The following is a 23,827-nucleotide window of genomic DNA, read 5'->3' on the forward strand; positions in this document are numbered from 1 at the left end:
CCTATTCGCTCACCTCTATCGCACCCTGTGCGCGGCCGGGCTCGCAGCATTGCGCCAGCGTTTCCCTCAATTCGCGAAGCTTCGGCGGCTTGCTCAGGAGGCAGTCGACATGGGCCGGCATGTCATCCTCGGACATCAGGCGCTTGCCCCATCCGGTCAGCATGATCACGGGCGTGGCGGGCGACGCGGCCTTGATCGCGCTCGCCACCTTGCGGCCGTCGACATCAGGCATGCCGAGATCGGTGATCACGGCGGCGAAGGTCTCGCCGCGCGCGGAGGCGGCGCGGAACGCGGCGATGCCCGCGACGCCGTCATTGGCCGTCGTCACGACGTGCCCCTCCGCCTCCAGCGTATTGCACAATGATTTCAGCAGGAGCGGATCGTCGTCGACCAGCAGCAGCCGCAGCCGGGAGAGCCTCGCGGAATCGAGCCTGTCCTGCGACGGCGTGGCCGGCGCCGCCTGCGGGACCGGAAAATTCAACGACACAATGGTGCCGCGACCGACGGCGCTGTCGATCTCGATCTCGCCGTTGTGCCGCCGCAGGACGCCGTAGACCATCGCGAGGCCCAATCCGGTTCCGCGCTCCCCCTTGGTCGTGAAGAACGGTTCGAGGCAGCGCCGGCGGGTCTCCTCGTCCATGCCCAGCCCGTCGTTACCGACCTCGACCCGCACCTGGCCGTGCCCGTCCGCGCCGCCGGCAAGCCTGGTGCGCAGCGTCAGCGTGCCGCCGCCGGGCACCGCATCGACGGCATTGAAGATGAGATTGATCAACGCTTCGCGGATTTCGCTCTCGATGCCGGAGATCGCAGGCAATTGCTCCGCGAGCTCGGTGCGCAGCGCGATCACGGTTCCGCGAAGCTGCGGCATGTCGCTCCACCGCGCCCGCGTGAGGTCGACGACCTGCTGCACGAGCTGGTTGAGATGAACCGGCATCAGCGTCAGTTGCGGCTCTCGCTGGCGGTAGAACTCGCGCATGCGCGCCACGGTATAAGCCACGTCCTCGACCGCCCGCTGGATCGTCTCCAGATAATCGCGCGTGCGCGCACTCAGGCCCGGCTCCCGTTCCAGCAGCGATTGGGTGTAGAGCGACACCGGCGAGAGCGCATTGTTGATGTCATGGGCAATGCCGCTCGCCATCTGCCCAAGGGCGCGCAGCCGCTCCTGCTGCATCACGGCCTGCTGGGTCTGCCGCAGATCCTCGTAGGCCTGTTGCAGGGCGCCATGGAGCTGCGCCTGATGGGCGGCGAGCGCGACGTGCTCGCTCAATTGCCGCAGGAACTCGCATTCGCCGCTGCTGAAGCTGTCCCGCTCCTTCCGCGCCGCGACGAGGACGCCGAACACCCGGCTCTCCACCTGGAGCGGGGCCAGCACCATCGCGCGCAGCCCGCCCCGCGCGAGTCGGACCGGGAACGGAAAGGACGACCGCGTGATGTCAGGCTCATAGACGAGCTGACCCATCACGCAACGCGAAAGGCCGTTCTCGTCGATGTCGATCCGCGACCGTTCGGGCATCGCTAGCTCCATGGCCAGCGCACCGCTCTTGATCCCGACGCATTCCACCGTCAGCACGTGATCGACCGCGTCGTGAAAGCACAGGCAGCCGAAATCCACCGGCAACTGGTCTTCGAGACTGCGAACCACCACCTGGAAAATGCTGTTGAGATCCTGCCGCTCGCCGATCGCGCGAGTGATCTGGTGCAGCAGGCTCAATCGGGCGAGTTGCGCCTGGGCCTTCTGCTCCGCGTGCCTGCGCACGAGAATTTCGGATTCCAGCGCAAGATTGGACGCTGCAAGCTGTGCGGTCCGCTCCTCGACACGCACTTCCAGCTCCTCGTTCAAGCGCGCGAGCTGGGCTTCCGCCCGCATCCGCTCCAGCATGTCCGACGAGGCCATCCGCATCATCGAGAGCAGCAGGACGAGGCGCCCGGCGACCTTGCCGAGGTGAGCGACCATCGCCTCAGTGTCGTGCGGTGCCTGCGAGTAGAGCATCGCGACGTGGCCGAGCAGAACGACCGCGCCCATCAGGGCCAGCGGCCCGAAGATGCGGTCGGTCGCTCGCAGCCGCCAGCACAGAACGCAGGTGATTGCCCACAACAGCGGCGCCACGATCAACACCGGACGGGTGATATCGAGCAGGCCCGGCGGGCGATATGGCGGAAGGCGCTGGAAGATCGCAATCAGCAGCACGGCGACGACGGCCATGAACAGTGCAAAGGCCGGCATCCCGACCCGATCCCGCCGCGCCGACCAGATCGCGGCGAGAATTCCGATCGCGAGGATGTGGGCCGCCGGCGGCCATGTCGCCGGCCGGAGAAATTCCCGCAGCTGCATGACGAACGCCAGCGACCCCGACCATTCCACGATCACCAGCACGTGGAGGAACTCCAGGACGAAGGTCGCGCCGAAGGCGATCGCGAGCCGCTTGGACAGCGGCTGTTCGATGCGCGCGCCCATATCCCAGAGCAGCAATGCCAGCAGCCCCGTGATGAGGGTGATGCTGGTGTCGAGAATGGTGTGGAGTTCCGGATAGTTCTGTCGTCCGGCGCCGAGCAGAAACACGCTGCCAATGCCAAAGGCGATCAGGACGCCCGCGACACTGAGCGATCGATTTGCAGTGCTGGCCCCGCTGTCCATATCGCTATCTTTGAGAAGGGACGGCTCGAATCGAACGTCAGCGATGTTTCCGCCCTTTTTGCAGCGTATGCAATCTATACGTGCAGCAACCGCGAGGGAAGCGGCAGAGCCGCGGCTGCTCGCCTGCGACGATCCGGCAGGTGAATTGGCGCGCCGGGGGCACCGCCGGAGCGACGGCGGCGGCTCACAGGCCCCGCCGCTCCATGTCGAGCTCGGCCTTGAGGCTGTCGAGATCGCGGTAAATCGAGGCGACCGCAAGCACGCGGCCGGCCTTGCGGTACTTCAGCAGACAGTCCATGCCGGCAATGCTGCCGTCGATCACGATGTCGTCAAAACTCTCGGCGTGGCCGACATAGTTGATCGGCACATCGTAGTGCTGGCTCCAGAAGAACGGCACGGCATCGAAGCGTTCGCGCCGGCCCAGCATGTTGCGCGCCGCGGTCTGGCCCTGCCGCTCCGCGACCACCCAGTGCTCGACGCGGATGGTTTGCCGCGAATGCGGATCGGGCCAGCGCGCGATGTCGCCAGCCGCAAAGATGCCGGCGATGCTGGTTTCGAGATATTCGCTCACGCTGACACCGCGATCCGCCGCAAGCCCCGCCTTCTCGGCCAGCGCAAGGCGCGGCTTGACGCCGATGCCGACCACGACGAGGTCGGCCTCGATGACGCCGCCGCTCTTCAGCGTCGCGCGCGTACCGTCGAGCCTCTCCACAGTGTCCCCGAGGTGGAAGTTGACGCCATTCTCTTCATGGAGCGCGCGAACGAAATCGCCCATCTCCGGTCCGAGCACGCGCTGCATCGGCCGCTCCTCCGGAGCGACCACATGGACCTCCAGCTTGCGTGCCCGCAACGAGGCCGCGACTTCGAGGCCAATGAAGCTGGCGCCGATCACCAGCACGCGCCTCGCGCTGCCCGTGGCCTTGATGATGGCCCGGCTGTCGGCGACAGACCGCAAGGTGTGGACATGGGGCTGGTCGGCACCGGGAATCTGCAATTTGACCGGCTCGGCGCCGGTCGCGAGCAGCAGCCGGTCGAACGGCAGTCTGTCGCCATTGCCCAGCGTGACGCTGCGTGTCTTCGCATCGATCGCGGAGACATTCGTGTTCAGCCTGAGATCGATGCCCGCGTCCCGATAATAGTCCTCGCCCCGCAGCGGCGGCCAATCCTCCGGTGCGTTGCCGGCAAGATAGTCCTTGGAGAGGTTCGGCCGGTCGACCGGCATGGCGCCGTCATCGCTGAGCATGGTGATGGCGCCGGCAAAGCCCTCGCGCCGGAGCATCTCGGCCGCCGCGAAGCCGGCCGCGCCGCCGCCGACGATGACGAATTTCTCGGGCGCCGGCGCGCTGCGGGCCGTCGGCTTCGGTGCCTCACGCTTGCGCTGAACGATGATCCTGTCCTGGTCCCGCGTCACCTCCCATACGGCCAGCGCGCTCAAGGCCGGCGGGCGCGTCGCCTCGCCCGATCGCAAGGAGAAACAGGCGTGATGCCAGGGACAGCGGATGGTGTCGTCCACTACCAGGCCTTCGGCGAGCGGGCCGTGATAATGGCTGCAGGCGGGTTCGATCGCGAAGACCTCGCCGCCCGCCTGGACCAGCAGCACATCTTCCGCGCCGACATGGCCGAGCAGCTTGCCGTCCCTGAACGCGGTGAGCGCCACGCCTTCGGTCAGATCCGGTCCGCTGGGCTTGCTTTCCTCGCTCATGGTCATCTCCCTCGCAACTCAACGCGCAGCTCAGGATTGGACGGCGGGACCGGCGAAAAGTTCCCGCGATCGCTAAAATCAGGACCCGGCAACCGCCTTGCGCACGTCGGCCACGGCCTGCGCCCATTCGGCCGGCCGCTCCTGCGCAGGTTATGACCGGCGCCTGCGAACACGCGCCGCTCGAAAAAGCCCTCGAACTTGCGCGCGTGATGGGCGGTGCCGGTATCGACGCCGTCGCTGTCGCCGTCGATTGCGATCGTCGGGACGCGGATCGGCGGCTGTGCCGCAAGCTTTTCCTCGATCCCGGCATAGGCGGGATCGCCCGCGACCAGCGCGTAACGGTGGCGGTAGGAGTGGATCACGACCTCGACGAAATCGGGATTGTCGAACGAGGTTGCGCTCCGCTCGAACGTCGCATCGTCGAAGGCCCATGTCGGCGACCACATCGACCAGAGCTGGCGGGCGAAGCCGCGCCGGTTGCGCTCCAGCGCGCGGCGGCCGCGCTCGTTGTGGAAGAGATATTGATACCAGAGCGCCGCCTCATGCGCCGGTGCCGCGGGCTCCATGGCGTGGGCGATGTCCTGGATGTTGTAGGAATTGCCGGAGACGAGCCCGACAACGCGCGCGGGGTGCAACGCCGCAACCACGCAGGCCGCGCGGCCGCCCCAGTCATAGCCGCCGACGACCGCGCGTTCGATGCGAAGCGCATCCATGAAGGCCAGAAGATCGGCGCCCAGCGCCGCCTGCTCGCCGGAGCGCAGCGTTTCCGGGAAACGAAACCGCGTCGGCCCGTAGCCGCGCAGCCAGGGCACCAGCACCCGCGCGCCGGCCTGCGCGATGATCGGCGCAGTCTCGGCATAGGCATTCACGTCGTAGGGGAAGCCGTGGCCCATGATGCAGGGCCAGCCGTCTGGCGCGCCGTATTCGAGATAGGCGATGTCGAGGACATCCGTAGTGATGGTCTTTTGTTGCATGATTTGCTTACGGATTTGGGACTTCGTAGCCCGGATGGGGCGCAGCGCAATCCGGGGACACCTGCATCCGCGAATCCCGGATGTCGCTGCGCTCCATCCAGGCTACAACGGGGCTATTTCTGCGGGCCCGACAGCGAGATGTCGCGTTCGGCGCGGAACACGTTGCTGTAGAGGTTGGCGATCCACTGCCGGCCGATCTCGGTCTTGTTGAGGTAGCCGATCTCGGTCTGGATATGCGGTGCGACGCTGTTCCAATAGAACTGTGGATAGCGGTTCACGATGTCGGCGGGCGAGTCGTAGCCGAGTTGTCGGTTCATGCCGACCTCCTCGAACTCGTAATAGAGCGCGTTGGCCTTGCGCAAATAGTTGGGATCGCCGAGCTGGCCGATGAAGTCGGCGGCGCGCAGGATCGAGGCCTCGTCGTCATAGTCCTGGCCTTCCCGGGCCGGAAACCGCGTGCCCTCGATGGCGCGGGCAATGCGTTCCGGATCGAGTCCCGGAATATGTCGCAGCCGCCGCGTCACGTAAAGCTTCGACCGATCGACGTGATACATCATCAAGCTGGCATCCGATGCGCCGCGCGGCAAACAAATCTTGGTGTCGGCCGCATCGATCACGAAGCCATCGACGTCATCCTCCTCGAACAGGCCGCGCACATAGCCGATGTCGTGGGCAAGGCAGGCGATCAGGATATGGACGTAATCCGCGGCCGACAGATGCGTATGAAGACTTCGGCCACTGAGGATGGAATGGCCGGCCAGCGTCACCAGCATCGTATGCTCGATATTGTGATAGAGCGCATCGCTATTGCCGATGCATTCCATCGCGGTGCGGGTCGCGCTCTCGACGATACTTGCAGAAGTCTCGTCGTACCGGCGACGCATGAACGTACCGAGCAACTTCTCCAGGGATTCGGCCGCCAGCCTCGGTAACGTGATCATGGATGCAGCCCCGCTTGTCGGTGGTGTTCCACGCCAACTCCCCACGTCTCATTCATGTCCTCGACGCAAAGGCCAGCATAGCCCATCTTTTGCCGGGTGACCAAATCCCGGAACAAAAATACGGAAATATGTTGCGTTGCGCGCTGCGACATCGCGTTTGCGGTCACGGCGCGATACACCCGGGGCGGGCCCGGCAGGACTGCGGCCGCCCAACACAAATCAAATTCGCTTTATCGGATGTTGACAAGAGACCACGGGAACGGGCCGCCGCCTGGCGCATGCGCCGGCATCGTCCTGGACGGCGGAGACCCGCAGTCATTCCACCAGCAGCACGTCGACGGCGACGCCGAGCTTCTGCTTCGGCGAACCGACGATAATGCCATCGGCCGGGGAGACGTCGGAGAAGTCGCGCGCGACCGCGAGCACGATATGGTCGCCAGCGACCAGAAGATCGTTGGTCGGATCGAAATCGACCCAGCCCAGCTCCGTCCCGCACCACAGCGACACCCAGGCGTGGGTGGCGTCGGCGCCTTGCAGCCGCGGCTGACCCGGCGGCGGGATGGTGCGCAAATAGCCGCTGACATAGGCCGCCGGCAGGCCGAGCCCGCGCAGCCCTGCGATCATCACATGGGCAAAGTCCTGGCAGACGCCGTGCCGCTTGTCGAAGACCTCGTTGAGCGGCGTCGAGATCACCGTCGCCTTGGGATCGTAGCGAAACTGGTTGCGGATGCGGTGCATGAGATCGACCGCCCCTTTGAGGATGCCCTCGCCGGGTGGAAAGCTCTCCGCCGCATAGGCGCTGACCGGACGCAGCACCGGCACCAGCGGACTCGCAAAGACGTAGCCGACCGGGGATGACGGCCCGAGGCTGGTTGCCTCGAATGCGATGTCGCGGATGCTCTCCCAGGCCGGGCTGACAGCATCGCGCGCCGGCGGCTGGCGCGAGACGGCGACGCGCGAGCGCGAGTCGATGCGCAAATTGCGATGCGCGGCTTCGATCACCACGCTCTCGGTCAGCGTGCCGAAGAAGTCGCGGCGGATATTGCGCTCGGACGGGCGCGGACGGATCTCGACCTGGTGCGAGATCAGCTCCTGGCCGCTGCCGCTCTTCGGCTCCAGCCGCAGCGTGCAGCGGGCGAAGCTGACCGGACTCTCGTATTCGTAGGTGGTGACGTGACGGATGTCGTAGATCACCCCACCCCCGTCAGCTTTTCCGGCCGGCTGGCATTGGGGCCATGCGGGAAGTAGTGCAGCCCGATCGCCTCGGCGAGGCTGAGCAGATCCTGCTCCAGCGAGAACAGCGTCTTGACCTCGAGCTTCTCGGCCTCGGCCGTCGCCAGCATCGCCTGCACCGCCACCGCGAGCCGTTGCGGCTGCTCGATCAGGCCGTGCTCCTTCAGGCTCGGCAGCGCCGCGATGTGCTCGTTCAGCGTCGCCACCTGGAACGCGACCGAACGCGGGTTGAAGCCGTCGAGCACCGCGAGGTCGCGCACCGGCGCCAGGATCGGCGCCAGCAGATAGCGCGAGCGGTAGGTGATCTGGGAATCCACCAGCGTCAGCAGGATGTCGAGATCCTCGTCGCCGGCCTCGTCATAGGCGAACTGGCGCGCGAATCGCGCCGTGTTGATGGCGCGCTCGGTGCGGCGGCCGATGTCGAGGAAGCGCCAGCCGGCGGCGCGGTTCATGTTCTCCTGCGCAAGGCCGGCAAAGCTCGCCAGTTCCTGCAAGGTCAGCTCGGCCGCGCTCAGCACGCTGTCGTCGTCCTCGACCTCGTAGGCGAGGCGCTCAGCCATCTCGGTGATGACCTGCCAGGCATCGGGCGACAGCCGCTCGCGCAGGGAGGTCGCGGTGCGCTGCGCCGCGCGCACCAGCGACAAGGCCGAGCCGAAGCGCTCCGCGCTCTGCAACGCCTCGGCGGCGATCCGCCCGGGGGCCGCGCGCGAGGTCTGCGAGATCGCGCCCCAGGCCACCAGCAGGCGCTGGATGCGTTCGGCCGATTGCAGCGAGGCCGCGGTGCCCTTGTTGGGCCCGCTCGGCGAGCCCAGCGCGCGCACCAGCCGCAGGGTCGCCTCGGCGCGCTCGAGATAGCGGCCGAGCCAGAACAGATTGTCGGCGGCGCGGCTCGGCAGCACGCCGGCGATGCGGCGGATCCGCACCTTGTCGGTCGCGGGCAGCAGCGTCGCGGTCGAGACCTGCTTGCCCGAGACGACCCAGACGTCGGCGGCGCGGGCGCCGTCGCCCATCGACACCGCGCGCGCATCGGCCTGCTCGGCGATGCGGCAGAAGCCGCCGGGCATGATGGCCCAGCCGTACGGCGTGGCGGCTGCGAACACGCGCAGCACGAAGGGGCGCGGCGTGATCTGGCCCTGCTCCCACACCGGCATGGTCGAGAGCCGCACCACCTCCTGGCCGACATAGTCCATGCCGCGTGCGCCGATGGCGTCGATCAGGCGCTGGCGTCCGGCGGCGTCGAGCTCGCTCGCCAGCACCGGACCGTTGCTGTCGAAGCCGGGAACGCCGCGGCGGTAGGCGCCCTCGATCGCGACCTCGTCGAGCCGCGACAACACCTCGTCGCGCGCGATGCGCTGGCCGCACCACCAGGTCGCGATGTGCGGCATCTTCAGCTCTTCGCCGAGCAGGCGGCGGCTGAGCGCCGGCAGGAAGCCGAGCAGCGCCCGCGCCTCCAGCACGCCGGAGCCCGGCATGTTGGCGACGACGACGCCGTCCTTGCGCAGCACGTCGATCAGGCCGGGCACCCCCAGCCGCGAAGACGCATCGAGCTCGAGCGGATCGAGCGAGTTGGAATCGACGCGGCGGAGCAGCACGTCGAGCCGCTTCAGGCCGGCGACGGTGCGGATGTGGACGCGGTTGTCGCTGACTGCGAGATCGTCGCCCTCGACCAGGAGGAAGCCGAGATAGCGCGCCAGCGTCGCGTGCTCGAAATAAGTCTCGCTGAAGCTGCCGGGCGTGAGCACGCCGATCCTGGGCTCGTCACGGTCGGCGCGTGCGCGAAGACTGTCGCGAAACGCCTCGAAGAACGGCGCGACGCGCGGCACGTTCATCGACTTGTAGAGATCAGAGAAGGCGCGCGAGAGCACCAGGCGGTTCTCCAGCGCATAGCCCGCGCCTGAGGGCGCCTGCGTGCGATCGCCGAGCACCCACCAGCGACCGTCGGGCCCGCGGCCGACATCGGCGGCGTAGAGCGAGAGATAGCGCCCGCCCGGCGGCGGCACGCCGCAGACGGGACGGAGATATTCGGGACTGCCGGCGATCGCGGCCGCCGGCAGCGCGCCTTCCGCGACCAGCCGGCCCTCGCCATAGATGTCGCGCAGCACGAGCTCGAGCAGCTCGGCGCGCTGGGTGATGCCGTCGCAAAGCTGCTTCCAGTCGGCCTCGTCGATAAGCAGCGGCAGATGGCTGAGCGACCACGGCCGGTCGGCACTGTCGCCGGGGGCGCGGTAGGTGACGCCGGCCTCGCGGAGGTGGCGGTCGGCCATGCCGAACCGCCGCTCGATCTCGTCGGGCGCAAGCGCGCCGAAGGCATCGAAGAAGCGGCTCCAGACCGCGCGCGGGGCGCCGTCGGGCCCCAGGAACTCGTCGGGAATGCCGGGCAGGCGGCTATAGTCGCGGACCCATTGCGCGAGCCGGCGCTGGCTTTGCGCCTTACCCGCCTTGTCGTCCTCTTCGGCTGCGCCCTCGCCCATGCGCCTCTCCCTGCCCCACCCTCATACTCATTGCAGGAGCGGGGTTCGCAAGTCGAGGGTCAGCGGAAACTCATTTGTGCGTTCCTCGGGCGGCGGCTGCATCGGCCCCGGCGTATGGCCATGGTCCTGGAAGCGCGCCAGCCGCCGCGCCTCGGCCTCATAGGTGTTGACCGGCTTCGTGTCGTAGCTGCGCCCGCCCGGATGGGCGACGTGATAGACGCAGCCGCCGCGCGAGCGGCCGTTCCAGGTGTCGATCAGGTCGAAGGTCAGGGGCGCGTGAACCGGAATGGTCGGGTGCAGGCCGGAGGCCGGCTGCCAGGCCTTGAAGCGGACGCCGGCCACGGCCTCCGAGGAGCGACCGGTCGAGGTCATCGGCAGGCGGCGGCCGTTGCAGGTCACGATGTGGCGGCCCTCGACGAAACCCTCCGCCTTGACCTGGAGGCGCTCGACCGACGAGTCGACATAGCGCACGGTGCCGCCGGCCGACCCCTCCTCGCCGAGCACATGCCAAGGCTCCAGCGCCTGGCGCAATTCCAGCGTCACGCCGCCATGATGGACGCGGCCGAAGGCGGGGAAGCGGAATTCGAGCTGGGCCAGATACCATTCCGGCTCGAACGGATAGCCGAACTGCTTCAGCTCGGAGAGCACGTCCAGGAAGTCTTCCCAGATGAAATGCGGCAGCATGAAACGGTCATGCAGCGCCGTGCCCCAGCGCACGAACTTGCCTGCCTGCGGCTCGCGCCAGAACTTTGCGATCAGCGCGCGGATCAGGAGCTGCTGCGCCAGCGACATGCGCGGATCGGGCGGCATTTCGAGCGCGCGGAATTCGACGAGGCCGAGCCGCCCCGTCGGACCATCGGGCGAATAGAGCTTGTCGATGCAGATCTCGGCGCGGTGGGTGTTGCCGGTGATGTCGACGAGCAGATGCCGGAACAGCCGGTCCACCAGCCACAGCGGCGTCTGGTAGCCCGGCGGCGGCACGTGCGAGAGCGCGATCTCGAGCTCGTAGATGCTGTCGTGCCGGGCCTCGTCGATGCGCGGCGCCTGGCTGGTCGGGCCGATGAAGAGGCCGGAGAAGAAGTAGGACAGAGACGGATGCCGCTGCCAGTGCAAGACCAGACTCTTCAGCAGATCGGGCCGGCGCAGGAACGGCGAGTCCTGAGGTGAGGAGCCGCCGACCACGACGTGATTGCCGCCGCCGGTGCCGGTGTGGCGGCCGTCCACCAGGAAGCGGTTGACGCCGAGGCGAACCTTCGCCGCGTCCTCATAGAGGCCGGAGGTGATGTCGACCGCGTCGCGCCAGCTCTTGGCCGGCTGGATGTTGATCTCGATGACGCCGGGATCGGGCGTCACCTTGATGACCTCGATGCGCGGGTCGAACGGCGGCGGATAGCCCTCGACATGGACCTGGAGCTGCATCTCCTCGGCGGTCGCTTCGAGCGCCGCGACGAGTTCGAGATAATCCTCGATCCGCTCGACCGGCGGCATGAAGGCGCAGAGCACGCCGTCGCGGACCTCGACCGACATCGCGGTGCGCACCGGGATCGACGTGTTGAGATGCTCGGGCGCGACCCGCGGCGGCGCTTCCGGGCGCGCCGCGAGGGTGAACACCGGCAGCTTGCCCCGCGCCTCCATCGGGTCGCGCTCGATGATGTAGGGATATTGGTTCGGCGGGACGTAGCCGAGCGAACCGATCGGCAGACGCAGGCCGAGCGGGGAATCGCCCGGCGTCAGGAACAAATGATTGCGCCGCAACGTCCAGCGCTCGCTGCGCCAGCGCGGCGGCGCGTTCCAGCGCTGCACCGGCAGCACGAAGCCGCGCGGGGTGTTGAGGCCCTGCTCGAACACCCGCGCGATCCGCGCACGTGCCTCCGGATCGGACAATTTGGAGTCGGTCGGATCGACGTTGACGGGAAGCTCGGCCTCCTTCTGAAGCCAGAGTGCGGTGTCTTCATAGGCCGGCATGATGTAGCCGGGATCGAGCCCAAGCCGCAGCGCCGCGCCCTCCATGAAGGCCTCAGCGTCCTTCGCCCGGGCCGGCCGTGGATTCTCGATCTTGGCGATCAGGTCAACATTCTTCCAGATCGGCACACCGTCCTTGCGCCAATAGAGGCCGAAGGCCCAGCGCGGCAGGCTCTCGCCCGGGTACCATTTGCCCTGGCCGTAATGCAGAAGCCCGCCCGGCGCGAAGCGCGTGCGCAGGCGGCGGATCAGATCGTCGCCGAGCGCGCGCTTGGTCGGGCCGACGGCCTCCGTGTTCCACTCCGCCGCCTCGAGATCGTCGACCGAGACGAAGGTCGGCTCGCCGCCCATCGTGAGCCGCACGTCCGCGCTCGCGAGATCGCCGTCGACCTGCTCGCCGAGATCGTTGAGCCGCGCCCAGGATTCGTCGGAGAACGGCTTGGTGATGCGCGGCGCCTCGCGGATGCGCTTCACGCTCATGTCGAAGGCAAACTCGACCTCGGCAAAGCCGGCGCCGCCGGAGATCGGCGCGGCCGAGCGATAATGCGGCGTGGCGGCCACCGGGATATGCCCCTCGCCCGCCAGCATGCCGGAGGTGGCGTCGAACCCGATCCAGCCCGCGCCCGGCAGGTAGACCTCGGCCCAGGCGTGCAGGTCGGTAAAGTCGTTCTCGACCTCGGGCGGTCCCTCGATCGGATCGATGTCGGGACGGATCTGGATCAGGTAGCCGGAGACGAAGCGGGCGGCGAGCCCGAGATGACGCAGCGTCTGGATCAGGAGCCAGGCGGAGTCGCGGCACGAGCCGGCGCCAGAGGAGAGCGTCTCCTCCGGCGTCTGCACGCCGGGCTCCATGCGGATGATGTAGCGGACGTGCTTCTGAAGCTCGCGATTGAGATCGACCAGGAAGTTGACGGTGTTCGGGGCTTCATGCGGGATCGTGTCGAGAAATTTCGCGAACAGGCGATCCGGCTTGACGGTCTCGAGATAGGGCGCCAGCTCCGTCTTCAGGTCCTTGGGATATTCGAACGGGAAGCTGTCGGCATAGGGCTCGACGAAGAAGTCGAACGGGTTGACCACGGTCATCTGCGCCGTGAAATCGACCTCGAATTTCAGCTCGGTCGTCTTCTCCGGAAAAACGTAGCGCGCCAGCCAGTTGCCCTGCGGATCCTGCTGCCAGTTCACGAAATGGTTGGCCGGCGTGACCTTGAGCGAATAGCTCAGGATCGGCGTGCGCGTGTGCGGCGCCGGCCGCAGACGGATGGTCTGCGGGCCGAGATCGATCGGGCGGTCGTATTTGTAGTGCGTGACGTGGTGTAACGCGACGTAGATCGACACGGGGTACGGTGCTCCAGCAGCTTTTTTGAGCAGAACACCTGACGTCAGTGCGATCAAGCACTAACAACGGGCAGACCGTGCCTAGGAAGTATCCGTCGTTGCCCCGTAGGCCTGGACGGAGCGAAGCATAATCCGAGCTACACGGGCAGTATCGTAGGGTGGGCAAAGCGAAGCGTGCCCACCGCTTCCGTCGTGTGGATCGATGGTGGGCACGGCGCAAGATCGCCTTTGCCCACCCTACGAACGTGGATGCCCGGGACAAGCCCGGGCATGACGACCTCTTGTAGGGTGACGCTACGCCGCCGAGGTCAGCCGCTGCAGGAACTGCGTGACCTCGCGCTTGAGCGTCTCGACCTCGCCATGGACGCGTTCGGAGGCGCTGTTGACGCGGCTTGCAACCCGCCCCGTGTCGGCGGCGGCCTCGCTGATGCCTGTCACGTTGGAGGAGACCTGGGAGGTGCCGGCCGACGCCTCCTGGACGTTGTGGGCGATCTCGCGGGTGGCAAGACCTTGCTGCTCGATCGCGGTCGCGATCGAAGCGGTGATCCCGTCGATCTCGGCGATGGTCTGCGCGATCGCCTCGACCGCTGCGACCGAATTGGTCGTCGATTGCTGCATCTCGCCGACCTTGGCGCTGATCTCCTCGGTCGCCTTCGCGGTCTGGTTGGCGAGGCTCTTGACCTCGGAGGCCACCACCGCGAAGCCGCGACCGGCCTCGCCCGCACGCGCCGCCTCGATCGTGGCGTTGAGCGCCAGGAGGTTGGTCTGCTCGGCGATCTCGCTGATCAGCTTGACGACGTCGCCGATCCGCATCGCCGCATCCGCAAGCGTGCGGATCTCGCTGCCGGCGCGATTGGCTTCGTTCACGGCGCGTCCGGTGCTCGCGGTCGAGCCGGTCACCTGACGGCCGATCTCGGCAATCGAGGACGCAAGCTGTTCGGCTGCGCTGGCGACGGTGGCGACGTTGCGCGAGGCATGATCGGACGCGCTGAGCACGCCGGAGGTCTGCCGGCTGGTCTTCTCGGCCGCCGCCGCCATCTGGCCGGCGTCGGATTCGAGATCGGTCGCGGCACCCATGAGGGTGCCGGCCACCTGGTCGAGATGCGTGCCGAACTGCTGTGCGAGGTCCGCGATCTCGACGACCCTGCGGCCGAGACTGTCGGTGCCGGAATTGATGACGGCGGCCGAACGGCGGAACGAGCCGGGCAATCCGCGCGCCAGGATCTTGCGGAAATACTTGCCGCGGCTGGCATACTCCATCGACGCCGAGGCTTCACGCAGATAGGCGTCGGTGATGTCGAGCATGTCGTTGACCGACTTCTGGATAGCGCCGATCCGCCCGGCCTGACGGTCGCTCAGGATGCGCGCCTCGAGATCGCCGCGCGCCGCCTTGCGGCAGACATCCGCGACCTCATCGACGGCCACCGCCGTGCGACGCTGGCACCAGACGGCATAGCCGAGCAGCGCGACCGTCGCGCCTGACAGCGCCGCACTGATGATTCCAGTCACACCGAGAAGCGAGAGTCCGAAGGCAACGACGGCGAGGATACACGCGAGCGCGGTCGCTCCCTGCGCCTTAGAGAGAGAGCACAAATTCATCGTAACCGACACCTTGTTGCTTGAGCAGGCCGACCATCGCATCGAAGCTCGCATGCATGCCGTCCTTGGCATTGGCATGCCGCGCTTCTTCCGCGCACAGCGTCTTGTAGATCGGCTTGATGCGCTCGACCTGCGCCGGATCCGGCTTGCGACGGTTGGAGTGATAGCCGACGATATTGCCGCGCTCGTCGAACGTCGGCGTGACGTGGGCGAACACCCAGTAATGAGTGCCGTCCTTCGCCAGATTGACGACGTAGGCGAAGATCTCCTGCTTGGACTGAAGCGTGTCCCAGAGCAGCTTGAAGACGCAGCGCGGCATGTCGGGGTGGCGGATCAGGCTATGGGGGGCGCCCATCAGCTCGGCATAGCTGTATTTCGCCATGCGGATGAAAATGTCGTTGGCGTAGGTGATGCGGCCCTTGAGGTCGGTCTTCGATACGATCAGCTCCTCCTCACCGAGGAGATTTTCCACGCCAGTCGGCCGTATCGCACGCGTCATCGTTGACGACTCCTCACGAAGGGCAGCGCCCTCGAAGGAGTCGCCCGCATCACCTCACGATTACGGTGCGAAATGTTAATCCCGAGTGACCGCAGGAGCTCCTGCGGTCATATGACACCTACGTATGACTACTTAGGTGTCCGCGTCCTGCAGCGAGGTGCATCAGCACCGCTACATCGTCGCGCCCAGCACCCAGGGCGCGAACTCGGCGCCGCCGAAATCGAAGCTCTCGCTCTTGGTCGGCTGTCCCGAGGCCGTCTTGAGGATGAGCTCGAAGATGCGCTGGCCGCATTGCTCGACGCTCTCCTCGCCCTCGAGGATGGTGCCGCAATTGACGTCCATGTCCTCTTCCATGCGCTTGTACATGGGCGTGTTGGTGGCGAGCTTGATCGACGGCGCCGGCTTGCAGCCGAACACGCTGCCGCGGCCGGTGGTGAAGCAGACCAGATTGGCGCCGCCGGCGACCTGCCCGGTCGCCGCGACGGGATCGTAGCCGGGCGTGTCCATGAACACGAAACCCTTCTTGGTGATGGGCTCGGCGTAGCGCAGCACCTCGACGAGGTTGGTGGTGCCGGCCTTGGCCATCGCGCCGAGCGACTTTTCCAGGATGGTGGTGAGGCCGCCGGCCTTGTTGCCGGGGCTCGGATTGGCGTTCATCTCGGCGCCTTCGCGCTCGGTGTATGCATCCCACCAGCGCATGAGATCGACAAGCTTCTCGCCGACCTCGCGGCTGACGGCGCGGCGGGTGAGCAGGTGCTCGGCGCCGTAGGTCTCCGGCGTCTCCGACAGGATCACGGTGCCGCCGTGGCGCACGATGAGATCGCTGGCGGCGCCGAGCGCCGGGTTGGCCGATACTCCGGAATAGCCGTCGGAGCCGCCGCATTGCAGGGCGACGGTGAGCTCGCTTGCCGGCACCGTTTCGCGCTTCACCTTGTTGGCGTCGGCGAGCGCCTCGCGCACGAAGGCGATGCCCGCCTCCACCGTCTTGCGGGTGCCGCCGACCTCCTGGATGTCCATCGCGCGCAGGCGGCCGGCGAGCTTCTGCTCCTCCATCAGGCCGCCGATCTGGTTCACCTCGCAGCCGAGGCCGAGCACGATGACGTGGGAGAAATTGACGTGGCGCGCGTAGCCGCCGAGCGTGCGGCGGAGCAGCGCCAGCGGCTCGTTCTGCGTCATGCCGCAGCCGGTCTTGTGCGTCAGCGCGACCACGCCGTCGACGTTGGGGAAATCGGCCAGCGGGTTGTCGCCGCTGAAGGGGTTCTTCTTGAAGACGTCGGCGACGAGGCTCGCGACATGCGCGCTGCAATTCACCGAAGTGAGGATGCCGATATAGTTGCGCGTGGCGACGCGGCCGTCCGGGCGGCGGATGCCTTCGAAGGTCGCCGGCAGGTCGAAGTTCGGCGTCGGCTTGACGTCGGCGCAATAGGCATAGTCCTTGGCGAAATCGCCCATGCCGCAATTCTGGGTGTGCACGTGCTGGCCGGGCGCGATCGGCACCGTGGCAAAGCCGATGATCTGGCCGTAGCGCTTGATCGGCTCGCCCACCGCGATCGGCTTGATCGCGACCTTGTGGCCGGAGGGAATGCGTTCGACCGTCGTCACGCCGTCGGCCACCGCTGTTCCAGGCGGCAGGCTGGCGCGCGCGATCAGCACGCCATCATCGGGATGCAGGCGGATGGCGGGGCTGATGGTCATCAGAGGTCTCCTTAGGTCTTCAACGTATCGTGCCCCGGACGCTGCGCAGCGCGAAGCGTTGCGCTGCAGATCCGGGGCCCAGTTGTTACGTCATGTACTTCACTGGCTTCTGGGTCCCGGCTCTGCGAAGCGGCGCTAGGCGCCGCATCGCGTCCGGGACACGAGAGATTAGGCCTTGCCGCCCGAATCCTTGCGGGTCGCATTCACCTGCATCTTGGCATAGGTGGTCATCAGGCCGACCTCGTTCGAGAGCGTCACGAGCTTGAAGCCCATGTTGATGGCGCGCGCCGCGCCTTCGGCGCCGCTGCAATGGATGCCCGGGTTGAGGCCCCGCTTGCCGCACTCCTTGATGATCTTCTCGTAGATCGCGAGGATCTCCGGCTCGCTGCGGTCGAGCTTCGGCTCGAGACCGTAGGAGAAGCCGAGATCGGACGGGCCGATATAGACGCCGTCGATGCCCTCGACGTCGAGGATCGCTTCCATGTTCTCGACCGCGGTTTTGGTCTCCATCATCGGCAGCAGAATGGTGTCGGCGTTCGCCGTCTTCTGGTAGGAGCCCGCGGTGCCGTACATGCCGGCGCGGATCGGGCCGTTGGAGCGGACGCCCTGCGGTGGATATTTCGAATAGGAAACGAGGTTCCTGGCCTCCTGCGGCGTGTTGACCATCGGGCAGATCACGCCATAGGCGCCGCCGTCGAGCACCTTGCCGATGATGCCGGGCTCGTTCCAGGGCACGCGGACCATCGGGGTCACCGGATGCTTGTCCATGGCCTGGAAGCACTGCACCATCGACAGATAGTCCTGCACGCCGTGCTGCATGTCGACCGTGACGCTGTCGAAGCCGCATTGCGCGATCATCTCGGCCGAGAAGCCGGAGGGAATCGCGAGCCACGCGTTGACCACGGCCTTGCCCGACTTCCAGATTTCCTTGACCTTGTTCGCCACGTTGCCTTCCTTCTTTGTTGTTTGGGCCGTCGTCACCATGACGAGCGCCGCGACAGCACGGCCCCGCTGTTAGCGCGAACCGGAGCGCCGCGCTACGCTCGCAATGACGCAAGACCTATGCAGTCGCCCTCTGGATGCTGCCTTCGCTGACGCCGACCTCGCGGGCGGTATTCACTATCGCCGCCCGGGTGTCATCCGGCAAGGGGATGCCGTTTTGGGTGCGCTGGATGCGGGTTTTCCGCCCGGGATCGCCGGGAATCAGCACCTGATCGAGCCCTGCTACCGGCTTGAAGTCGACATGGCGCAAGACCTCTGCATCGAACACATGGTAGGTATCGACCACCTTGGGGATCGACAGGGAAGGCCAGCATGCGGTCGGCAAAGCGCCGGCCGCAGGAGGTGGCCCCGGTTCCGGTCAGCGCGCCCCTGGCCCTCACTCCTCGGCACTTGCCGCGTTGCCGGCGCCGAGCCCCGCAAGACTCTGTTCGAGTTCGCCGAGCATCTCCTGCAATTCGGCGAGCTTGCGGGCGCCGAAGCGGCTGGTGATCTCGGCGTAGATCGCCTCCGACGTCGGCGCGACAGAGGCCATCAGCTTCACGCCCTCCTTCGAGATCGAGACCATGCTGCGGCGCTGGTCCGCCTTCGCAGTCTTGCGCTCGATCAGATTGCGCGCCTCGAGATCGCGCAGGATGCGCGACAGGCTCGGCCCGAGCAGAAACGCCGTGCGCGCGAGTTCCGTGACCTCTGCGGCGTCGATGGCCGCCAGCGCACGCAGGATGCGCCATTGCTGCTCGGTCAGGCCGTGCTCGCGCAGCGAGGGACGAAACTGCCGCATCACCGCCTCTCGCGCGCGCAAGAGCGACATCGGCAGCGAGCGCGAGAAATCGCGCATCGGAACCTGCCGTGCGGCAGGCGCGCTAGCGTTGGCGGGATCAGCCGGTCTCTTCGTCATGACGCCCTTTCAAGCCGCAAAATGTTTGCAGTGCAGCACGGCCAGATTCTGTTTGACGCATTCACTTAACATGTTAAGTATCTCCCCGCACCACGATTTGTCAGATCACAGATGGCGCTTTCCAACGACGATATCCGAGCTTGCGCGAGACGTCTGCACCAGGCGGAGAAGACCCGTACGCAGATCCGGCAGCTCTCGCAGGATTTCCCTGGCATCACCATCGCTGACGCCTACGCGATTCAGAAGGCCTGGGTCGACGTCAAGATCGCCGAGGGGCGCCTCGTCAAGGGCCACAAGATCGGCCTGACCTCGAAGGCGATGCAGAGCGCGCTCAACATCGACGAGCCGGATTCCGGCGTGCTTCTCGACGACATGTTCTTCGCCGATGGCGGGATCATTCCGACCGAGCGCTTCATCGCGACGCGTGTCGAGGCCGAGCTCGCCTTCGTCATGAGCAAGCGCCTCGCCGGCCCCGACTGCACGATGTTCGACGTGCTCAACGCCACCGACTTCGTGGTGCCGGCGCTGGAGATCCTGGACACGCGGATCGAGCGCGTTGATCCCAAGACCAAAGCCACGCGAAAAATCTTCGACACCATCGCCGACAATGCGGCGAATGCCGGCATCGTGCTTGGCGGCCGGCCGATCCGCCCGCTTGAGGCCGATCTGCGCTGGATCGGCGCGCTGTGTTTCAAGAACGGCCAGTTGGAAGAGACCGGCCTTGCCGCGGGCGTGCTCAATCATCCCGCCACCGCCGTGGCCTGGCTTGCCAATAAGATCGCGCCGCTCGGCCTTGCGCTTGAGCCCGGCCAGGTGGTGCTCGCCGGCTCCTTCATCCGCCCGATCGAGACCCGCAAGGGCGACACAATTCAGGCCGATTATGGCGCCTACGGCTCGGCGAGCTGCTACTTCGCCTAGGCGAACAAAAAAGACAGGGAGTGAAACCGCCATGCCGCATTTCACGATCGAGTATTCGGCCAATCTCGACGGCCGCCTCGACATCGGCGCGGTCTGCGAAGTGGTGCGCAAGGCGGCGGTGGAGACCGGCATCTTCCCGCTCGGGGGCATCCGCGTCCGCGCTGTCAGGTGTGAGCATTATGCGATCGCGGATAGCAGGCAGGACTACGGCTTTCTCGACATGGTGCTGCGCATCGGTGAGGGCCGCGACCTCCCCACCCGCAAGACAGCCGGCGAGCACGTCTTCCAGGCCCTCTCGCGGCATCTCGATCCCGTCTTCGCCGCCAGCAAGTTCGCCCTCTCGTTCGATATGCAGATCAACGACAAGGACACCAGCTGGAAGCGCAACAACATCCACGACGCCCTGAAAGTGGAGGCCACCCATGGATAAGCCCACGCCGAAAGCCGATGTGTTCCAGGCCAACCGCGACCGCGTCGCGCCGCTCTTGAAGACGCTGCGCGCCGACGGCATCGGCCACATGATCGACGGCAAGATCGTCCCCTCGATTTCAGGCGAGACCTTCGAGACCAAGTCGCCGGTCGATGGCGCTGTGCTCGCGAGCGTTGCGCGCGGCAATGCCGAGGATATCGATCGCGCGGCAACCGCCGCAGCGCTCGCCTTCAAGTCGTGGCGCGAGATGGGGCCCGCGATGCGGAAGAAGCTGCTGCATCGCGTGGCTGATGCCATCGAGGACAATGCCGACGACATCGCCGTGCTGGAATGCATCGACACCGGGCAGGCCTATCGCTTCATGGCCAAGGCCGCGATCCGCGCCGCTGAGAATTTTCGCTTCTTCGCCGACAAATGCGCTGAAGCCCGCGACGGCCAGAACATGCCGAGCGATGAGCACTGGAACGTCTCGACCCGCGTGCCGATCGGCCCGGTCGGCGTGATCACGCCGTGGAACACGCCGTTCATGCTCTCGACCTGGAAGATCGCCCCTGCGCTGGCCGCCGGCTGCACCGTCGTGCACAAGCCGGCGGAGTGGTCGCCGGTGACGGCCGCCATTCTCGCAAGACTTGTCAAGGAAGCCGGTGTGCCCGACGGCGTGCTCAACACCGTCCACGGCTTCGGTGAAGAGGCCGGCAAGGCGCTGACCGAGCATCCCGCCATCAAGGCGATCGGCTTCGTCGGCGAGAGCGCGACGGGCTCGGCGATCATGGTTCAGGGCGCACCGACCCTGAAGCGCGTGCATTTCGAGCTCGGCGGCAAGAACCCGGTGATCGTGTTCGACGACGCCGATCTCGACCGCGCGCTCGACGCCGTCGTATTCATGATCTACTCGCTCAACGGCGAGCGCTGCACCTCGTCAAGCCGGCTGCTGATTCAGCAAAGCATCGCGGAGAAGTTCGTGGAGAAGCTGACCGCGCGCGTGAAGGCGCTGAAGGTCGGCCATCCCCTCGACCCCTCAACCGAGATCGGACCGCTGATCCACGAGCGGCACCTCGCAAAGGTCTGTTCTTATTTCGACGTCGCGCGCCAGGACGGCGCGACCATTGCGGTCGGCGGCAAGGCCTATGACGGACCCGGCGGCGGACATTATGTCGAGCCGACGCTGGTCACTGGCGCGCATGGCAAGATGCGCGTCGCGCAGGAAGAGGTGTTCGGCCCCTTCCTCACCGTGCTGCCCTTCAAGGACGAAGCCGATGCGATCGAGGTCGCCAACGATATTCGCTACGGCCTGACCGGCTATGTCTGGACCAACGACGTCGGCCGCGCATTGCGCGTCGCCGACGCGCTGGAGGCCGGCATGATCTGGCTGAACTCGGAAAACGTCCGCCATCTGCCGACGCCGTTCGGCGGCATGAAGGCCTCAGGCATTGGCCGCGACGGCGGCGACTATTCGTTCGACTTCTACATGGAAACCAAGCACGTCTCGCTGGCGCGGGGCACGCATAAGATTCAGAAACTGGGAATTTAGGGAAACGGTCATTCCGGGGCGCGAAGCGAGCCCGGAATCCATTCATCCACCAACTCTGCTGCGCGATGGATTCCGGGTTCGGCTCTGCGAGCCGCCCCGCAATGACAGGACCGAGGGGAAACGCCAATGCCGGTACCGCAACATATCTTCGAGCCGCCCTTCAACATCATCCGTTCGAGCCACGTCGTGCTCGACGTGACCGATCTGAAGCTCAGCCGCGCGTTCTACGAGACCACCGTCGGCCTGCATGTCGAGGATGCCGACGACAAGGTCGTGTATTTGCGCGCGGCCGAGGAGCATCAGCATCACTCGCTGGTGCTGCGCAAGGCGGCGGCTCCCGCCTGCGCCCGGCTCGGCTTCAAGGTCGGCAACGACAAAGACCTCGACAAGGCCGCCGCGTTCCTCTCCGAGAACAGCCTCGCCTACGCCTTCGCCGACCAGCCCTTCCAGGGCCGCACGCTGCAATTCACCGATCCCTTCGGCTTCCAGATCGAGCTCTATGCGGCGATGGACAAGCGGCCGCATCTGCTTCGCCGCTACGACCTCTACCGGGGCTGCCACCCGCAGCGGCTCGACCATTTCAACGTCTTCGCCGCCGAGGTGCAGGACACCGTGGACTTCTATGCGCGGCTTGGCTTCCGCCTCACCGAATATGCCGAGGAGGACGGGCCGAACGGGCGCATCGCCGCCGCCTGGATGCACCGCAAAGGCAATGTCCACGACTTCGCCATCACCAACGGCAAGGGCCCGCGGCTGCATCACTTCGCCTATTGGACGCCGACGGCGATGAACATCATCCATCTCTGCGATGTCATGGCCTCCTCGGGCTTCGTCAAGAACATCGAGCGCGGCCCCGGACGCCACGGCATCTCGAATGCGTTCTTCCTCTACGTCCGCGACCCTGACGGACACCGCCTCGAGCTCTACACCAGCGACTATTTCACCGGGGATCACGACCATGAGCCGCTGCGCTGGTCGCTGCGCGATCCGCGCCGCCAAACGTTGTGGGGCGCACCTGCCCCGCGCTCCTGGTTCGAGCAAGGCTCACCCTTCACGGGCCAGACCGTGCGCGAGCCGAAATTCGTCGCCGACGTGCTGGTGGCGGATTAAGCGAGGAAGCTCCCTCGCCTCGCCACCTATTCCGTCAAGGGTGAACCCAGGTACGGCGCCGTCCTCGAGGGCGGCATCGTCGATCTCTCCGCGCGCTACGCCAAGGATTATCCGACGCTGCGCGAGGTGATCGCCGCCGGAAAGCTCGTCAGCCTTGCTGAGGAAGCCGCGGGCCGCACGCCGGTTCACGCGCTCGGCGAGATCACCTGGCTGCCGCCGGTGCCTGCGCCGGAAAAGATCATCTGCATCGGCGTCAACTATCCCGACCGCAATGCCGAGTACAAGGACGGCCAGGACGCGCCGAAATATCCGAGCATGTTCATGCGCTCGCCCCGCTCGTTCGTGGGCCATGATACGCCGCTGGTCCGTCCGCGCGCCTCCGCGCAGCTCGACTATGAAGGCGAGATCGTGCTCGTCATCGGCAAGGCCGGCCGGCACATTCCGGAAAGCACCGCGCTCGACCACATCGCCGCCCTCACGCTCTGCAACGAAGGCTCGGTGCGCGACTGGCTGCGCCACGCCAAGTTCAACGTCACGCAGGGCAAGAATTTCGATTCCAGCGGCAGCCTCGGCCCGTGGCTGGTGCCTTACATGCGGGAATCGCAGATCGCCGACATCAGGCTCACCACACATGTCAACGGCGAGCTGCGGCAGGACGACCGTACCAGCCGGCTGATGTTTCCGTTCCGCTATCTCATCAGCTATATCTCGACCTTCGCAACGCTCGTTCCCGGCGATGTCATCGTCACGGGCACTCCGACCGGCGCCGGTGCGCGGTTCGATCCGCCGCGATACCTGAAGCCCGGCGATGTGATCGAGATCGAAGCCGAGGGCATCGGGCGCCTGCGGAACGGCGTCGTCGACGAAGCCTGACCAACGATTGAAATGGAATAGC

At 66.3% G+C, this 23,827-nt stretch carries 16 protein-coding genes and 2 pseudogenes; 5 read left to right on the forward strand and 13 right to left on the reverse strand.

Annotated features, from left to right (window positions below; translation table 11 throughout):
• Position 1: 1 nt before the first annotated feature.
• From ACFLEY_RS31560 to hpaR, 13 genes and pseudogenes are all read right to left on the reverse strand, one after another.
• Complete coding sequence (locus ACFLEY_RS31560; protein WP_396604290.1) at positions 2–2,635, reverse strand: ATP-binding protein; 2,634 nt, start codon at positions 2,633–2,635, stop codon at positions 2–4.
• A gap of 184 nt (positions 2,636–2,819) precedes the next feature.
• Positions 2,820–4,337, reverse strand: a complete 1,518-nt coding sequence (locus ACFLEY_RS31565) for an FAD-dependent oxidoreductase (protein WP_211433395.1) — start codon at positions 4,335–4,337, stop codon at positions 2,820–2,822.
• Positions 4,338–4,415: 78 nt separating this feature from the next.
• Positions 4,416–5,311 (reverse strand): annotated as a pseudogene (locus ACFLEY_RS31570) (alpha/beta fold hydrolase).
• A 113-nt stretch (positions 5,312–5,424) separates the two neighbouring features.
• A complete protein-coding gene (locus tag ACFLEY_RS31575) occupies positions 5,425–6,252 on the reverse strand; it encodes a metal-dependent phosphohydrolase (protein WP_028172344.1) in 828 nt (275 codons plus the stop codon).
• 315 nt (positions 6,253–6,567) lie between these two features.
• Entirely contained in the window at positions 6,568–7,446 is an 879-nt protein-coding gene (locus ACFLEY_RS31580) for a transglutaminase family protein (RefSeq protein WP_060911129.1), read from the reverse strand.
• A complete protein-coding gene (locus tag ACFLEY_RS31585) occupies positions 7,443–9,956 on the reverse strand; it encodes a circularly permuted type 2 ATP-grasp protein (protein WP_060911128.1) in 2,514 nt (837 codons plus the stop codon). The genes ACFLEY_RS31580 and ACFLEY_RS31585 overlap by 4 nt, the downstream gene beginning before the upstream one ends.
• 27 nt (positions 9,957–9,983) lie before the next feature.
• The gene (locus ACFLEY_RS31590) at positions 9,984–13,253 is read right to left on the reverse strand and encodes a DUF2126 domain-containing protein (RefSeq protein WP_060911127.1); all 3,270 of its coding nucleotides are present in this window, start codon (positions 13,251–13,253) and stop codon (positions 9,984–9,986) included.
• Positions 13,254–13,547: 294 nt separating this feature from the next.
• Positions 13,548–14,852: a methyl-accepting chemotaxis protein gene (locus tag ACFLEY_RS31595; protein WP_028172347.1), complete on the reverse strand. Its 1,305-nt coding sequence runs from the start codon at positions 14,850–14,852 to the stop codon at positions 13,548–13,550.
• Positions 14,830–15,351 (reverse strand): PAS domain-containing protein, encoded by a 522-nt coding sequence (locus tag ACFLEY_RS31600; protein ID WP_060911126.1) that lies wholly within the window; start codon positions 15,349–15,351, stop codon positions 14,830–14,832. The genes ACFLEY_RS31595 and ACFLEY_RS31600 overlap by 23 nt, the downstream gene beginning before the upstream one ends.
• Positions 15,352–15,522: 171 nt before the next feature.
• Positions 15,523–17,046, reverse strand: coding sequence for a UxaA family hydrolase (locus ACFLEY_RS31605; protein ID WP_011085758.1), 1,524 nt, complete (start codon positions 17,044–17,046; stop codon positions 15,523–15,525).
• Positions 17,047–17,214: 168 nt separating this feature from the next.
• Positions 17,215–18,030: an HpcH/HpaI aldolase/citrate lyase family protein gene (locus tag ACFLEY_RS31610; RefSeq protein WP_011085757.1), complete on the reverse strand. Its 816-nt coding sequence runs from the start codon at positions 18,028–18,030 to the stop codon at positions 17,215–17,217.
• A 76-nt stretch (positions 18,031–18,106) separates the two neighbouring features.
• On the reverse strand, positions 18,107–18,334 hold the full coding sequence (locus ACFLEY_RS31615) for a hypothetical protein (protein ID WP_011085756.1): 228 nt from the start codon (positions 18,332–18,334) through the stop codon (positions 18,107–18,109).
• Positions 18,335–18,424: 90 nt separating this feature from the next.
• Positions 18,425–18,943: a homoprotocatechuate degradation operon regulator HpaR gene (gene hpaR, locus ACFLEY_RS31620; RefSeq protein ID WP_060911125.1), complete on the reverse strand. Its 519-nt coding sequence runs from the start codon at positions 18,941–18,943 to the stop codon at positions 18,425–18,427.
• 111 nt (positions 18,944–19,054) lie between these two features.
• Between hpaR and hpaH the strand changes: the two genes are divergently transcribed.
• From hpaH to ACFLEY_RS31645, 5 genes and pseudogenes are all read left to right on the forward strand, one after another.
• Positions 19,055–19,861 carry a 2-oxo-hept-4-ene-1,7-dioate hydratase gene (hpaH, locus tag ACFLEY_RS31625; protein ID WP_060911124.1) on the forward strand — a complete coding sequence of 269 codons (807 nt, stop codon included), beginning with the start codon at positions 19,055–19,057 and terminating at the stop codon, positions 19,859–19,861.
• A 31-nt stretch (positions 19,862–19,892) separates the two neighbouring features.
• Positions 19,893–20,291, forward strand: a complete 399-nt coding sequence (locus ACFLEY_RS31630) for a 5-carboxymethyl-2-hydroxymuconate Delta-isomerase (RefSeq protein ID WP_011085753.1) — start codon at positions 19,893–19,895, stop codon at positions 20,289–20,291.
• Positions 20,284–21,822, forward strand: a complete 1,539-nt coding sequence (gene hpaE / locus ACFLEY_RS31635; protein WP_060911123.1) for a 5-carboxymethyl-2-hydroxymuconate semialdehyde dehydrogenase — start codon at positions 20,284–20,286, stop codon at positions 21,820–21,822. Before ACFLEY_RS31630 ends, hpaE begins: the two co-directional genes overlap by 8 nt.
• Before the next feature lie 126 nt (positions 21,823–21,948).
• Complete coding sequence (hpaD, locus tag ACFLEY_RS31640; protein WP_011085751.1) at positions 21,949–22,932, forward strand: 3,4-dihydroxyphenylacetate 2,3-dioxygenase; 984 nt, start codon at positions 21,949–21,951, stop codon at positions 22,930–22,932.
• 6 nt (positions 22,933–22,938) lie between these two features.
• Positions 22,939–23,805: pseudogene (locus ACFLEY_RS31645) on the forward strand (fumarylacetoacetate hydrolase family protein); the annotation flags it as partial.
• Between the last annotated feature and the right edge of the window lie 22 nt (positions 23,806–23,827).

The organism is Bradyrhizobium sp. YCK136 (assembly GCF_044570075.1).
Taxonomy (GTDB): Bacteria; Pseudomonadota; Alphaproteobacteria; order Rhizobiales; family Xanthobacteraceae; genus Bradyrhizobium; species Bradyrhizobium diazoefficiens.

What these genes read in the sequence shown, in the direction of transcription:
- ACFLEY_RS31560 (WP_396604290.1), bottom strand. Translation starts at nt 2,635, where the DNA reads ATGGACAGCGGGGCCAGCACTGCAAATCGATCGCTCAGTGTCGCGGGC.
- ACFLEY_RS31565 (WP_211433395.1), bottom strand. Translation starts at nt 4,337, where the DNA reads ATGAGCGAGGAAAGCAAGCCCAGCGGACCGGATCTGACCGAAGGCGTG.
- ACFLEY_RS31575 (WP_028172344.1), bottom strand. Translation starts at nt 6,252, where the DNA reads ATGATCACGTTACCGAGGCTGGCGGCCGAATCCCTGGAGAAGTTGCTC.
- ACFLEY_RS31585 (WP_060911128.1), bottom strand. Translation starts at nt 9,956, where the DNA reads ATGGGCGAGGGCGCAGCCGAAGAGGACGACAAGGCGGGTAAGGCGCAA.
- ACFLEY_RS31595 (WP_028172347.1), bottom strand. Translation starts at nt 14,852, where the DNA reads ATGAATTTGTGCTCTCTCTCTAAGGCGCAGGGAGCGACCGCGCTCGCG.
- ACFLEY_RS31600 (WP_060911126.1), bottom strand. Translation starts at nt 15,351, where the DNA reads ATGACGCGTGCGATACGGCCGACTGGCGTGGAAAATCTCCTCGGTGAG.
- ACFLEY_RS31605 (WP_011085758.1), bottom strand. Translation starts at nt 17,046, where the DNA reads ATGACCATCAGCCCCGCCATCCGCCTGCATCCCGATGATGGCGTGCTG.
- ACFLEY_RS31610 (WP_011085757.1), bottom strand. Translation starts at nt 18,030, where the DNA reads ATGGTGACGACGGCCCAAACAACAAAGAAGGAAGGCAACGTGGCGAAC.
- hpaR (WP_060911125.1), bottom strand. Translation starts at nt 18,943, where the DNA reads ATGACGAAGAGACCGGCTGATCCCGCCAACGCTAGCGCGCCTGCCGCA.
- hpaH (WP_060911124.1), top strand. Translation starts at nt 19,055, where the DNA reads ATGGCGCTTTCCAACGACGATATCCGAGCTTGCGCGAGACGTCTGCAC.
- ACFLEY_RS31630 (WP_011085753.1), top strand. Translation starts at nt 19,893, where the DNA reads ATGCCGCATTTCACGATCGAGTATTCGGCCAATCTCGACGGCCGCCTC.
- hpaE (WP_060911123.1), top strand. Translation starts at nt 20,284, where the DNA reads ATGGATAAGCCCACGCCGAAAGCCGATGTGTTCCAGGCCAACCGCGAC.
- hpaD (WP_011085751.1), top strand. Translation starts at nt 21,949, where the DNA reads ATGCCGGTACCGCAACATATCTTCGAGCCGCCCTTCAACATCATCCGT.